Annotated in this window: 10 protein-coding genes; 1 reads left to right on the forward strand and 9 read right to left on the reverse strand. The window is 63.7% G+C overall.

The annotated features are described in order from the left end of the window. The first annotated feature begins 31 nt into the window (after positions 1-31). Positions 32-1,855: an adenylate/guanylate cyclase domain-containing protein gene (locus tag IB279_RS37935; protein WP_162766018.1), complete on the forward strand. Its 1,824-nt coding sequence runs from the start codon at positions 32-34 to the stop codon at positions 1,853-1,855. 57 nt (positions 1,856-1,912) lie between these two features. Here the strand turns inward: IB279_RS37935 and IB279_RS14520 are convergent, their stop codons facing one another. From IB279_RS14520 to IB279_RS14560, 9 genes are all read right to left on the reverse strand, one after another. Continuing rightward, the gene (locus IB279_RS14520) at positions 1,913-2,758 is read right to left on the reverse strand and encodes a sugar phosphate isomerase/epimerase (protein ID WP_060529013.1); all 846 of its coding nucleotides are present in this window, start codon (positions 2,756-2,758) and stop codon (positions 1,913-1,915) included. Beyond that, positions 2,755-4,065 carry a DUF6005 family protein gene (locus IB279_RS14525; protein WP_090297137.1) on the reverse strand — a complete coding sequence of 437 codons (1,311 nt, stop codon included), beginning with the start codon at positions 4,063-4,065 and terminating at the stop codon, positions 2,755-2,757. The genes IB279_RS14520 and IB279_RS14525 overlap by 4 nt, the downstream gene beginning before the upstream one ends. Further along, on the reverse strand, positions 4,062-5,342 hold the full coding sequence (locus tag IB279_RS14530) for an AMP-binding protein (RefSeq protein ID WP_090297140.1): 1,281 nt from the start codon (positions 5,340-5,342) through the stop codon (positions 4,062-4,064). Before IB279_RS14530 ends, IB279_RS14525 begins: the two co-directional genes overlap by 4 nt. Then, the gene (locus tag IB279_RS14535) at positions 5,339-7,075 is read right to left on the reverse strand and encodes an IucA/IucC family siderophore biosynthesis protein (protein WP_192339317.1); all 1,737 of its coding nucleotides are present in this window, start codon (positions 7,073-7,075) and stop codon (positions 5,339-5,341) included. The genes IB279_RS14530 and IB279_RS14535 overlap by 4 nt, the downstream gene beginning before the upstream one ends. Next, positions 7,059-8,843 (reverse strand): IucA/IucC family siderophore biosynthesis protein, encoded by a 1,785-nt coding sequence (locus IB279_RS14540; protein WP_090296642.1) that lies wholly within the window; start codon positions 8,841-8,843, stop codon positions 7,059-7,061. The genes IB279_RS14535 and IB279_RS14540 overlap by 17 nt, the downstream gene beginning before the upstream one ends. Positions 8,844-8,945: 102 nt before the next feature. Beyond that, on the reverse strand, positions 8,946-9,236 hold the full coding sequence (locus tag IB279_RS14545; RefSeq protein ID WP_192339318.1) for a DUF2218 domain-containing protein: 291 nt from the start codon (positions 9,234-9,236) through the stop codon (positions 8,946-8,948). A 110-nt stretch (positions 9,237-9,346) separates the two neighbouring features. Continuing rightward, positions 9,347-11,653, reverse strand: coding sequence for a TonB-dependent receptor (locus IB279_RS14550; RefSeq protein ID WP_192339319.1), 2,307 nt, complete (start codon positions 11,651-11,653; stop codon positions 9,347-9,349). Positions 11,654-11,770: 117 nt separating this feature from the next. Beyond that, positions 11,771-12,769, reverse strand: coding sequence for a FecR family protein (locus IB279_RS14555; protein ID WP_090296636.1), 999 nt, complete (start codon positions 12,767-12,769; stop codon positions 11,771-11,773). A gap of 165 nt (positions 12,770-12,934) precedes the next feature. Continuing rightward, positions 12,935-13,477, reverse strand: a complete 543-nt coding sequence (locus IB279_RS14560) for an RNA polymerase sigma factor (RefSeq protein ID WP_034787638.1) — start codon at positions 13,475-13,477, stop codon at positions 12,935-12,937. Positions 13,478-13,526 lie beyond the last annotated feature (49 nt).

Below are 13,526 nucleotides of genomic sequence, written 5' to 3' on the forward strand. Positions count from 1 at the left end.
GCGAGCACCTGCTGCAACATGAGGCATGCTGGTGCAGACGACCACGGCGGCTGAGGCCGGCACACGAAACCGAACCATTTCCCTGTCGCGCACGCTGGCGATCGTGATGGCAGCCCTGGTCGCGCTGACCGCGGCCGTCATCCTCTCCGTCGTCTGGTTCATGTCGGTCGGAACGACCCGCGATCTGCTCGTGCAATCGGCGCATCTCGGCCTGGAGGCGGTCCAGACGCAAATCGGCAGCCGATTTTCTCCCGTAGAGGATCAGCTCGCCTTTCTGGCGCGAGAGGTCGGCGCCGGCCGTCTCGACCCGACCGATCCGGTGGAGTTCGAGCGCGTGATGACCGGCGCTCTGGCAGCGACCCCGCAAGTTCGTGTGCTGTCTTTCGTCAGACCCAACGGCGATATCTACGGCGTAACGCAAGGTCCGAAGGGTGTCTTCTTCTTTACCGACAAGGTCACGAGTGACAACGAGCGTTCGGAGATCGAGGAAGCGCAACGCAGCGGCACGGCGCACTGGGGACCTGTCTATTTCGTGCCGGATCCGGCGATCCGCACGTCGGTTACGAACCTGCAGCAGCCGGCGAACCTCAACGGCAAATTTGCGGGCGTCTTCCGCGCCACGATCACGGTCGACACCATGTCCGACTTCCTGCGCCAGATTGCCGTCACGAACCCCGGGACAACCCCCTTCGTTCTCTACGGCCGCGATCAGGTGCTTGCCCATCCTTTGATGGCTGCGGGCCACCCGCTTCTCTCGGCGGAGCATCGGTTGCCGAAGCTCGACGAACTGGGCGACCCTTTTCTCGCCGCACTGTGGAAAGAACCGGCCGAGACCTTCGACGATTCGGACATGGAGATACGCGCGGTCAAGCTCGGGGACGACGGACGGGTCGTCCTGACGCGCGAGATCCGCGGCTACGCTCCCTCTCCGCTCATTATCGGTGTCGAGGTTCCGATCGAAGCGGTCGAGAAGCCGGTGTGGGACCTGCTGCGGGCCGGCATTGCCGGCCTCGCGGTGCTGTTCGTCGCGATCGTCATCGCGTGGGTTGTCGGTCGCCTGATCGTTCGCCCGGTCACCAGCATGGCGCGTGAGGTCCGTGCCGTCGGCATGCTCGATTTTGCCGCTCTGCGGCCGCTTCCCGGCAGCCTCTTCACCGAACTCGATGAGCAGGCTAAGGCCTACAACACGATGCTGACTGGGCTGCGCTGGCTTGAGACCTATGTGCCGAAGAAGCTCGTGCGCCACTTGATCGGTCGTGAGGACCTGGCATCCACCCAGCGCACCGTCACCATCATGTTCACCGATGTGGTCGATTTCACCGCGACGGCAGAAAAGACCAGCGCCGGCGACGTGGCGGCACTGCTCAACAGCCACTTCGACCTGCTCGGCCACTGCATCGAAAGCGAAGGCGGCACCATCGACAAGTTCATCGGTGATTGCGTCATGGCCTTCTGGGGCGCACCCGACGCGCAAATGGACCATGCAGATCGGGCAATCCGGGCAGCGCGGGCGATCGCCAAATCGATCGCCAGCGACAACGCCGAGCGACGCCTAAAGGGCCTGCCGCCCCTCAGGGTGCGCATCGGCATCCATTCCGGGTCGGTCGTTGCCGGCAATATCGGCATGACCGGTCGGTCGGCCTATACGATCGTCGGCGACACGGTGAACGCCTGCAACCGGCTGGAGCAGCTCGGCAAATCGATCGCGCCAAGTGAAGAGGTAATGATCCTCCTGAGCGGCGAAACCTTCGGTCTGGTGGCTGATGACGATCGCTCCGATCTCGCCCAGCTCGGCAAACATTGTCTGGCCGGCCGAAGCGAAGAGACCGAGATCTACAGGCTTCAGACACAATAGGCCCCGAGCCGACACGAGCCGGCGCGCAGACCTCCGGGCCATCATGATGCGTAACGCCTATTGGCCGGCGGCCCGGCGGTTCGGCTCGGTCCCGTCAACCGCCTCGCGGACCTGCCTGCGATCGCGACGCAGGGTCTCGAAACAATCGTTGCCGAACCATTCAAGCGACGCGTCGACCGACGGCTCATCGGCGATCTCCGTCAGGAACCGTTCGTAGTCCACAACCCCTTCGAAGAGCGGCGTCATCCCGCGCCGGCTGCCGGCCGCGGCATAGACATTGGCCGGCTCGAAGACGGAAAGTTCTGCCCGGCCGACGATGTTCTTCAGGTGGTAGTGGCGAATGTGCGGTTTCATCGCACGGTGCACGGCGACCGGGTCGTCGCCGCCTTCCCAAACATGCAGCGTGTCGAAATTGATGGCGAAGGAGGGATGGTCCACCTCTTCGATGAGCCGCATCGTCGAGGCCGCCGTGTCGGCGAGCGTCTTCGGATGCGTTTCGACAAGCAGCTGGATGCCGTAGCTTGCGGTAATGGTGCAGATCTCCTTCAGGCGCTCGACAATCTCCCGCCGCTCGTCAGCGCTGACGTCAAGGCTGCCACGGCTTCCCGCGAAGGTGCGGATCTTGCGGGTGCGCCACCGGCGCGCCAGTCGGCAAAGCTCGACCGCCTTGTGCCGCAGCGCTTCCACGTCGCCGTCGAGCGGCAGGTAATCGCTGATCATCGGCACCGAGAGGCCGTAGCCGTCGAGCCATTCGGCGTTGCGATCCGCGCGCGGCGAGAGGTTGCGCGCATGCGCGCCCCAGAGTTCGATACCCTGGAAGTCGTTGGCCTCGGCCCAGGCGGCGATCTCGTCGAGCGAGATCAGATGGTGGCGGAAAGTGATGGTGCAGAGCGAAACTCTCATCGCGCAATTCTCTTCAAGGGACGGATTTCCTGGGGGATGGCAAGATCGCACCAGAGATCGAAGACCTCTGCGAGCTTGACCTTCAGCTTCGTCTCCAGCCGGTCGGCTTCGTCGAGACGCTCGATGACGGCGCCCAACAGCGAGCGATCGCCTGTCTGGGCGAGCTTCATGCAGGCGTAGTGCAGCGTCTTCAGCGACTGAACCAGCGCCTCGATCTCCCCGCACCAGCCCTCGAACTCGGCGGCCGGCAACTTCAGCACCCGCCAGTAGAAGGCAAAGCCGTGCTCATAGGCGTATTTTCGGATGGTGATAACAGGCAGTTCCCGCACCGCGGCGCCGAGATCAGTGAGTGCGACACCGTTCGTCCCGTCGAGATGCGCGGCGACGATCGCTCTGACGGCATCGACCAGCGGATTGCGGTCCCGGACGAAGCAGGCCTCGAAATAGGCCCTCAGATCTTCGGCAAACGGCGCGCGCGCCTCGGCATTGTCGAAGACATAACCGCCGCCGACAGTCGGCTGCATGATGGCGTGAACGACCTTCTCGCGGGCAATCTCGCCCTCCCAGCGATAGTCGGGATCGTGCACGAACCATGTGTCGGGATCGGCCGTTTCCTGCAGCATCAGATAGTGCGGGAAGGGGTTCTGGTTGAACTTGTTCTCCCGCTCCGGCAGGTGGAACATGTCGAGCATGACCATGACCGAGCCGGTTTCGCCGCGCTGTTTCATCAGCCCGAGCAGCACTGCGAGGTTGTCGAGCTTGGTGCGCTGCGGATCGTACCACTCGACGACGGAAACGCCGTAAAGCCGCTCGAACCAGCCACGGAAGAATTCCTGGGTGATATTGGGCGCATGATAGAGAAGCTCGAAACGCTCGCTGACCGCGAACTTCGCGTCCCAGACACCGAAATAGAACGGCCGCTGATCGAGCCCGTTTCGCTTCAGGCCGTCCGAGACGCAACTGACGAAGCAATGGACCTTGATGTCGTAATAGGCCTCGCCGTGCACCCCCTCGTCGGTCGTCCCGCCGGTGAGCGGAAAGGCGGGCACGATGGCGGCGGTCGGCTTCGGCACATAGAGCGCGACGAGATCGGCGACCGTTTCGATCTCCCGTTTTGCGATCGCCTCTTCCGGCACCGACAACCCGTATTCGAGCTCGAGATTGAGGAAGATTTCGAGGATCAGCACGGAGTCGAGATAGAGATCTTCGTTGAGACGGGCATCGAGGCCGAAGCCGTCCATATGTCCATGCGCCATTTTGTCGGTCAGGACGGCCTCGATCGCCGCCAGAACTTCGCTTTCGGTCATGATGCGGCTCCCGCAATCGGTTTGTTGAATTCGCCTGCCAGATGACGGGCCGCGACATCGCGGCGGCTGATTTTGCCGTTCGCCTGGCGCGGAACTGCATCGATCTGCATGATTTCCATCGGCAGCTGGTGAGATGCGAGGTGTCGGCTGCACCATTCGCGCACGGCCTGCGGCGCCACCGGCGCCTCGGCGCTAAAGAGCAGCGCCACGCGCTCGCCGGCAAAACGATCGGCCTTGCGGAAGGCCACGGCGTCGGTGACCGCCGGCATCGCCATGACGGCATCCTCCACGTCCTTCGGATAGACGTTGAGGCCGGAGACGTTGATCATGTCGTCCAGGCGGGAAACGAAGACCAGCATGCCGTCGGCGCGCCGGTAGCCGAGGTCACGCGTGTGGATCGGCGCGCCGTCGCCGTTGCTAACGACGATCTCACCCGCGTCCTCGGCGCTGTTGCCGGTGGCGGCGATCAGATGCGGCAGGACGAAGCCCATGTCACCGGCGGAAGTCACATCCGGATTGATGGCGATGCAGCCGGATTCCGAGCAGCCATATTGCTGGAACATGAACCGGCTCTTGGTGCGAATGTCGGCAAACCACGGATCGGGAAGCAGCGTGCCCGACGTCATCGTCGCATGGATCTGTTCGCCCGCGGGCGTCAGCCGCGCCAGCGTGTGCAGGATCGCCGGCGAGGAATAGAGCAGCGGCCGTTCGATCTCGCGCAGGACCTTCAGGAGATATTTCGGGTTCGCGGTGTTGACGATGACCGGCGTCTGCCCACGCCTCAGCGCCACCAGGATGCCGCAGATCAGGCCGTAGGAATGGGTGGTCGGGCAGGCGACGACCGGCGTCATGTCCCCCGGTTCGCGGAAGGTGGCGACATAGCTTTCGATCTCGGCATCGATTTCCGTCCAGTTGCGCGCCACGCATTTCGGCGCGCCCGTCGTTCCGGAGCTCATCTGCAACAGCGTGCCCTCAGCCGAAAGCAGGTCGGATGGTTCGAGAACTTCGGCCGTCAGGCTGTTGTAGAACAGCCGGTCGCAGCCGGCGCCGATCGCGAGCTTGCGCGCGGCCGGATAGGGTGTGCCCGGATGGATCGGCAGCACGCTCGCGCCCGCCTTGCGGATGGCAAAGAACAGAGCCAGCCAATCGACCGTCTCCGGGAAGCAGACGGCGTAGCGGCCGGTGTCCTGTGCGCCAAGCCCGATCTCGGCTGCGAGTTCGGCCGATCTGGTGCTGAAATAGGCCTCGTCATAGAGCCTGTCATCGATACGGATCATGGCTTTCTCCTTCGTTGAAGCATCCTTGCGGCCAAGGCGTTCGCCACCTCGTGGTGGTATTCCGGCTTGAGCGCGAGCAGCTTCCTCGTCATCAGGGATTCGGTCAGGATGCGGGGCTGGTCGCAGCCGAGCTGCGCCAGCCGCTCCGTCGCGCCGTGCTCCGCCTCGTAGGCGGCAAGCACGGTTTGAACGCGCTGCCAGAAGAGCGTTTCCGGCAGGTTGTAGCAGTGGTCGAGAAGGTGGGAGATCTCACTCAAATTGTAGACGAACAGCGTGTCCATCACCAATTCGCGCAGCGAATCCAGGTTGTCCGTCCAATAGAACTGGTCGGGCTCCGCCTCCCGGTAGATCGGCTCGAGCGACAGGAAATCCGGCGCCTTTTCCGGCGCGCGCAGAAAGCCCGGCGAAAACTCGATGCTCTCGTGAAAATCGCGCAGGATCAGCCGGGCCGGCCAGCCATCGCGATGGACGAGCAGCATGTTCTGCCCGTGCGCTTCTACCGCAAGCCCATGGTGCACCAGCAGGTGCCAGACAGGCAGGACCGCGACTTCAATCAGGCGGTTGATCCAGGGCATCAGGCCGAAGCGCTGGATCCAGTCGTCGGCGAAGGCACGCCCGTCCGCTTCGACCATCATCAGCGCGTTGAAGGGAATGACGGCCTCGCCGGAGCCAAGCGTCGCTTCCGCGTTCTCGCGCCAGATGGCTGCGACCTGTCCGGCCAAAGGGCCCTCGCTGTCGGCGACGATGCCGGCATATTCCTGCAGGACGGTGAGCGGATAGCGGTCGCGAAAGGCCGGATCGCCGGCAACCATCTCGGCGATCCAGCGCGAGATCACCGGCGCCGTGCACACCGAATGCGCCTCAAGGGTGCGGCGCGACGAGGTGTTGACGATGTTGAGCGGCAGCTTGACGCTCGCGGCCAACGGCCGGTCCCGGTTCAACAGGGAGCGAACCGACTGCGTCGCCGTGTATCGGTCCCCCGCCGGACCGAGGCAAAAGGCTTCGGCCACGGCGATCCAGCCAGAAAGCTGTCTCTCACGGAGTTCGCGCCATTGCCAGGGATGCAGCGGTACGAGACCGAACGCATCAGGCGAAGCACCGCGCTCCTGCCGCTTCGCCCGGAGTTCGGACCAGGTTTCCTCCCCCAGTTCCGCTTCCCAGAAGGCATCCTCGTCACCGGGGATCGCGCAGCGAAGATGCTTGCGCGCCACCAGAAGCCAGACGAGCTGGAACGCTCCTCCCATTTCGGGTCCATAGACTGCATGGTCGGCGACGGAAAAGCCGGTACGCGCCTTGTAGCAGGGATGATAGGGATGACCCTCCTCAAGCGCTCCCTCCAACTCCGCAAATGACAAAGTGCGGCGCAGCCGCGCCGGTACCTGACGCTCGTTCCAGGCGCTGAAGGCGATCGTCTGCGTGAGTTCGTTGAGCAGCTTTCCGCGCGTCGGTCCGCTGCCCGGCAGGACGGATACCAGCTGCGCCAGCGACGGCACGACCCAGCCGTCCGCATCATCGCGCATCTCTACCGATCCGGCAGCCAGCCGGAGCCGGCCAAAGGGGCCGATGGCGCCGTGGCAGCGGAACTGCCGGCCGCCGATCGACCAGTGGAAGGTGGTGACATCCCCGTCCGTGTGCTCGCCGGCCTCAACGATACCTTCGAACAGCAGCGCGGCAACGAGCTGGCGAAGCACCCGCTCGTCCGGGCCGCCCTTGAGATCAAGAGGCAATGGCATGGTCGGTCCTCGGCGCAGTCAGAACAGCCGGCGCCCTCAGCGGGTTCGGCACGGGGCGATAAAGGGACGGCGCGTTGCTGGATTGCAGTTCGTCGACGTCGTAGAGACGCGTCGTCAGGTTGGCCTTGGAGACGATCGTCGGCATGTCGAGCACGTGACGGGCAAAGTCACGCCCGGCGCCACTCATTCGGGTGGCATAGCGCTCGAGATGCGCGCGCAGTTCGCGCAGGAGCAGGCTCTCGTCGCAGAGCCCGTCATGGCCCATGCGGCTGATCACCGAGAAGACCTGATTTACGATCAGGTAATAGGCGAAGCGATCCCGAATTTCGCTCTCGGCAAAATAGAGGGACGCGATCGTTTGCGTCTCGGGCACATGGCCGGCAATCAGGCTGCGGTACCGCTCCGAGAGATAGAAGCCCTGATTGTCCCGATAGTAGCTGACGGACGGATAGCCGGTGCCGACGTCCAGCAGGCTGTTTTGCTGGTGGGCTTCGAGCGCTATACCGTAGTCGTCATAGAGGCGGATCAGCGGCTCGACGGCGCAATCGAGATACCGGCGAAACCAGAGGTGCGTCGCATCGAGCAGGCTCTCGCCCGTGCGGGCGGCGACCGTCCGAACCAGCCGTTCGAGGCGCGAAACCTGCCCCGGTAGCGGATCGGCCGTCAGGGCCGCGACGGTGACGACGCCCCGCCCACCGCCGTCCGCAAATGGGTTCTCCCGCAGGATGACTTCAAAGCCGCTCTCGCTGCGTCCCGGCAGCTCGAGCGTGATATAGGCGGGGTCTTGAATGATGCGGAAGTTTCGCGAGCGTTCGGCAAAACCGATCCGGTCGATCAGCTTCGCCATGGCGACACCCGCTTCGAGCTCCTGACGACGATTGAGACGCACAGAGTTGGTGATGCGCACGGGCAGGGAAAATTTAAGCATCCAGCCGGCATCGGCGCCGTAAACCGTGCGCACCGACGAGGTCGCGGTAAAGGCCGGGCCGGCGGGGCCGAGATGCCGCAGCCGCCCCTCACCCAGCATGCCGCGGATATCGGGATCAAGCAGCAGGGCTTCAGCCTGAAGCGGATGCATCGGCAACATATACTCGTCGTCTCCGAGCGCGATGCCGTTAGCATCCGACCCGACGAGGGACCGCACGATCTCGGGCGCTGCAACCGCGCGCGCGCAATCGTGCCTGATGTCGCCGCGTTTTGCCGCGAAGTAGTGCAGCCTGAACTGGCCGCGCAGTTCCGGCGCGTAGCTCTCCTGCTGCCAATAGGTCATGCCCTGGCGGCTCTTCGGCGTCGGGTGCTGCCAATGGCCGAAGACGAGCGACTGCTCCGCTTCGATGAAATGACCGCCGTCCGCCGGCTCCGGCGCGGCCCTGTCGATATAGAGTGCCGTCTGCTGGTAACTTTCGAGCACGCGCATCAAGAGTTCGAGCTCGAAGCCGCGCAAAACGTCGGCCTTGGCCTCGTCGACCTGGCGGTAGCATTCGTGCACCAGGATATGGAGCGCCGAAATCAGTTCGATATGGCGCCAGGTGGCGTCGGACACGCCCCTGCCCCAGACCCTGCCGAAATGGTGTGGGCCGCAGAGCGACGGCGACGTCACCTCGGCGCGCAGGATCATCTGCTGCCTGGGAAGAGACCATTCCACGCAATCGACGGCGCCGCCTGCGGCGCGATGCATGGCCCGGATGCCCGGATTGACTTCGCGCAGGTAGCAGTTTGCGAAGCTTTGAAAGGTGGCGATTTCTGCTATTTGCCTAGACGATTGCATCCTGATCCTCGGCACGCGACACGCATAGCCGCGCAATTGCGTTGGGCGCTTTCGACCAACACATTGAATTTTCTTGTCGGAACTAGCTTGCGAGCGGTTCGCTTAGCCGGCGGGCTGCCAGGCAAGCGGATCGGGCTCTTCCCGGAACGCGAAGCGCAGAAGATGGCTTTCGATCACCGATTTCGTGTTCGCAAGGTTGGCGTCATCGGGTGAGCGGGCGCGGATGCTCAAGCCTTCTGATGTGGCATGGAGGTAGCCGGTGCCGCAGGAAAACCTGAGCTCGGCGCGCGGGCCCTCCTGTTCGACGTCGACCTTGTGGGCGAAATGCTTGCAGAGCTGCGTCAGGTATTTCTGGCCGTCTTCCGTCGCAAAATGGGTGGTGGCTTCTTGCATCTGGAACTCCTGTTTCGGCTTTCGCTTGCGTGGGCGGCGCTTGGGTGGCCGCCTCCGCTTGTTGAGGCAACGGCCACCTGGAGGAGGCGGCCGTTGCGGTCGCGGACGCCCTAGAAAGTCGCCTTGGCGGTCAGGATGAAGGAACGGCCCGGCTCGTAGAGCGGCGTCACCGTTCCGAACTCCTGACCGTAGGTCGCCCGGTCCGAATAGGTTTCGTCGAAAATGTTCTTCAGTTCGGCGCGCAGCGACAGGTTCGGCCGCTCCGGCGGTACGTATTCGACAAAGGCGTTGAAGACCTGGTAGCCCTCGAAGGGCTTGCTGCCGTCGGCAACGTCGTCGTAGTCGAGCGCAATTTCCGCGTCGGCCCCGAAAGTGACGCCCCAGTCCGTCAGCGTGTGGACCGCTTGCAGCGTGATGATCTGGCCGGCCGGCGCGGCCAGATAGGTGCCGAGATCAGAATCGGCAGGCTTGCCGTCGATCTCCACGTCGATATTGGCGTATTTCACCTTGAAAAAACCATCGCCCCAGCTGTAGCCGGCGCCGATCTCGAAGCCGCGCGAGCGGACGTCATGCGCTTCGATCCCGCGCGTGACCGCATAACGCGGCGTGCGCGCGTCATCGATATCGGTTTGGAAGACGCTGCCCTCGACGGTGAAGTCGTTGTAGTTCGCCTCCAGGCCCAGGATATAGTTGTCCGCCGTCACCGGCTTCGGACCGCTGCCATAGTTCCAGTTGGGATTCATGATGAAGTTTTCGGCGAGCGGAATGCCTGCCCAGACGTGCGAATAGCCCGCCTTGGCGGTCAGCAGGTCCTCGATGAGGTCGTACTCGCCCGAGACGTTGCCGCTGAGGCCCGAATTGTTCCACTCTTCTCCCGTCGTCCCGGTAAACTGCTGCGTGTCGCCGCGCGCACCGAAGGAGAGGCGCGTTCTCTCCCAGGGCTCGAGCCGGGCCTGGGCATAGATGCCGACATTGCGCGCCTTCTCGGTGCTGGCATCGAGCATGTCGTCGAGGTCAGCCTTGTCGTCATAAAAGTCAACGCCGGCAATGACGTTACCCATGTCGAACGAGAACTTGTTCTCGAACTTGCCGTTGAAGCTGCTCGTGGTGCCGGTGGCGGGATAGGGCGGAATGTTGAGGCGCGGCGGCAGGATGATCGGAATTTCGACCTCCGTCCTGGAGTAGGCGAGCATCAGCGTTGGATCCCACCAGCCCTCCGGCGTGCTGTCGGTATAGGTAAACACCGTGTTCTGCCGGTCGAGCATGTAGTCGCGCACGCGCGGCTCCCATGGTGGGCGTCCGTCGATAAAGCCGATATTAGCGCGAAACGGACGCGGCGCGTCGTCGCGAATGCGGTCGTGGCTGATCTCGAAACGGTCGCCGCTGTCGAACTCGTAGGCAAGCTTGCCAAGCCCGCTCAACACGTCTGTCGAGGTGCCTTCCACGTCCTGCCCATTGCCGGCGGTGAAATCGTTGCCGTTGCCGAAATTGAAGTAGCCGAGGAACTCGAGCCCGTCGCGCATGCCGTATGCGGAGATCCCGGTCGTCACCGTGTCGCTGTTGAAATTGTAGCTCGACGTGACAAAGCCGCCGAAGCCGTCGCCATCGAGCAGATCGCGCGCGTCGATCGTCTCGTAAGCGATCGCGCCGGCAAGCGCCCCGGGACCGGCATCGGCCGGCGCAACGCCGGCATCGACGTTGACGGCCTTCAGCAGGCCGGGGTCAATGAGGTTGGTGCCGTTGTGGTGGAAGACCTTGTTGTTCTGTCGGCCGCCGTCCATCGTCACGGCGAGGCTGGTTTCCTCGATGCCGTGGACGTAGACCTTCTGCGACATCGGCAACGAGCTGCCGACCGAAATGCCGGGCTCGCCAGAAAACACGTCGGCAATGTTGGCGGGGTTCTTTCGCTTCAGGTCTTCCGACGAGATGACGATCTCGCCGGCGCCGAGCGGCCCGGCACCGAAGGCCGAAATCGGATCGAGGACCGTTGCTCCGTCCGCAGCGACAGCAGCGCTGCCACCCGCCGACACGGCCGAGCCGACCAGCGCGGTGCCGCCCGATATCCTGTAGGAAATGTCCGTTCCGGACAAAAGCCGGGCAAGCGCCTGGTCCGCCGTCATCGTTCCGCTGACCGTCGCCGAGCGAAGCCCCTGCGAGGTGGAAGCCGCCAGGGTCACCTGCAGGCCGGACTGCCGCCCGAAGGCGTTGAGCGCGGTGGAAAGCGGCTGCGACGGGATGTCGAAGCTGCGGGCGTTGCTGACGCGCGACGTGGTCTGCTGGGCGGAGGCCGTGGAAACGGGCATCAGCGCGAGGGAGGAAAACGCGGCGATCGCCGTCGTCGTCAGCAGGCGCCGTCTTTCACGGCGACGTCCCGTATCGAATTTCAGATGTCCCTTGCGGCATTTAGGCGAACGCATTTTACCCCCGTCTCGGCATTCCACGCGGCCTTGCGGGCGCGCGTTTCCAACCAAAGACGACCGGCCCCGGATTTTTTTTCACCGGCGCGCGATTTTTTCCTGATTTTTTTACTCCAATTAAAACCGCGTCAGGATGCGGCCATAGGGGGTCACCTCGCGTACCTTGCCGCCGAAAGGCTGCACCAGCGCCTGGAGCGCCCGATCCGGATCCTTCAGATCGTAGACTCCGGTTACACGCCGCCCTGCCAGATCCGGCTGCGGAATGGAAATCCAGGCGGAATGGTAGCGCTGCAGCCGCTCGGCGGCAGCGGCGACCGTGACATCATTGACGAACATCCTGCCGCTTCGCCAGGCGCCGATATCATCCGCCGCGATCGCGCTTCGCAAGACTGCGCCGGTCGCATGGCTCACCGTCGCCATTTCTCCCGGGGCCAGTTCGAAATTCTGCTTGTGTGCGTTTGCGCTATAGGAGACGGCCACCGTGCCGTGCGCCAGCTCGACGGTCGTCTCCGTGCTCGCCAGCTGCACATCAAACGCAGTCCCCAGCACGGACACCTCGACGCCACCCGCCTCGACGACAAAGGGACGCGAGGGATCGCGGGCGACGTTGAAATAGGCTTCGCCCTTCAGCAGCCTGACATGGCGGGTGCCGGCGCTGATGTCGGTAGCGATGGCGCTGCCGCCGCCCATTTCGATGATCGTCCCGTCCGCAAGCGTAATCGTCCTGTTTTGCGCCGTCTCGGTCACGTGATCGGCCTGCCACCACACGAGAAGCGACGGCAGGGAGACGAAGAGGACGAGGCAGGCAGCAAGCGCCAGCGCCACGCCGGCGACAAAGCCGGCCGTTCCCATCCGGCGGCGTTCGCGGACCGGTGGCTCGACGAAAACGGACGGCCTTGCCCCACGCCATAGATGCTCGTGCACCGGCGGCACCTCACCGAGCAGCTGCCAGGTCCGCAACGCCGTCTGCCAGGCTTGGCCATGCAATTCCGACTGGCCCAGCCAGGCGCGGAACCGGGCTTGCGTGTCGCGACAGTTCGGGCGCGCCTTCAACTCGAGGAACCAGTCCATGGCCTCTTCGAGCAGCGCCTCCGATATGTGGTTGTCCTTGGTCAAAGCCCTGCCTGCCGCTTGGATGTTCGACGCCCTAGCACTTTGTTTCTGTAGCCCCCAACCCCGTCAAGCGGCGTCACCGGGAAGCGGGACGCTTCCGTGGTACTTTCGCTCTGTCATAAAGACGACCAGCACCCGATTTTTTTTCACACGGGGACCCCTGAAATTCTAGGAGGCCCCACCCGCAAGCGTTGTCGCGACCCGCATCATGGCGGCGCGCACGTGGCGGTGCGCCGTCGCGACGGAGATGTCGAGATGGGCGGCGATCTCTTCGAGGGTGTAGCCGCCGAAACGGTGCATCTCGAGCGCGACCCGCACTTCCTCGGGAAGGTCTTCGAGAATGCCGGAGATGCGTCTGATTTCGTCGCTGACGAGAATGATGTCCTCGGGCGTCGGCACCTCGATCGGCATCGACCAGAACGGCGGCTCGCTCTGCTCTTCCCGCGCTTCGATCTTGCGGCGCTTCAAGAGGTCGAGGGACAGGTTGCGGACGATCTTGTAGAGATACGCGAGCGAAAGCCCGGACGGTCCGGCAGAAGGCGGATTGCCGGTGTTTGCCGGCGCAAATCGAATGAAGGCCTCCTGCACGATATCTTCGGCCGTTTCCCGCGATCCGACGATCCGCGTGGCATAGGCGACCAGGGCAGTACGGTTGGCGAAATAGACCTGATGGCGCGTATCGATGTCGACCACTGTGTCTGATCCGATCATATAATTTCGATTTGGCGCGGCGTGCGCACCCCTGCCGAGAGGCGATCTA

Source organism: Ensifer sp. ENS06 (assembly GCF_014852205.1).
GTDB classification, from domain to species: domain Bacteria; phylum Pseudomonadota; class Alphaproteobacteria; order Rhizobiales; family Rhizobiaceae; genus Ensifer; species Ensifer adhaerens.

Bases quoted from the DNA above. Each gene is read 5' to 3' on its own strand.
- IB279_RS14520 (WP_060529013.1), bottom strand. From the start codon at position 2,758: ATGAGAGTTTCGCTCTGCACCATCACTTTCCGCCACCATCTGATCTCG.
- IB279_RS14525 (WP_090297137.1), bottom strand. From the start codon at position 4,065: ATGACCGAAAGCGAAGTTCTGGCGGCGATCGAGGCCGTCCTGACCGAC.
- IB279_RS14530 (WP_090297140.1), bottom strand. From the start codon at position 5,342: ATGATCCGTATCGATGACAGGCTCTATGACGAGGCCTATTTCAGCACC.
- IB279_RS14535 (WP_192339317.1), bottom strand. From the start codon at position 7,075: ATGCCATTGCCTCTTGATCTCAAGGGCGGCCCGGACGAGCGGGTGCTT.
- IB279_RS14540 (WP_090296642.1), bottom strand. From the start codon at position 8,843: ATGCAATCGTCTAGGCAAATAGCAGAAATCGCCACCTTTCAAAGCTTC.
- IB279_RS14545 (WP_192339318.1), bottom strand. From the start codon at position 9,236: ATGCAAGAAGCCACCACCCATTTTGCGACGGAAGACGGCCAGAAATAC.
- IB279_RS14550 (WP_192339319.1), bottom strand. From the start codon at position 11,653: ATGCGTTCGCCTAAATGCCGCAAGGGACATCTGAAATTCGATACGGGA.
- IB279_RS14560 (WP_034787638.1), bottom strand. From the start codon at position 13,477: ATGATCGGATCAGACACAGTGGTCGACATCGATACGCGCCATCAGGTC.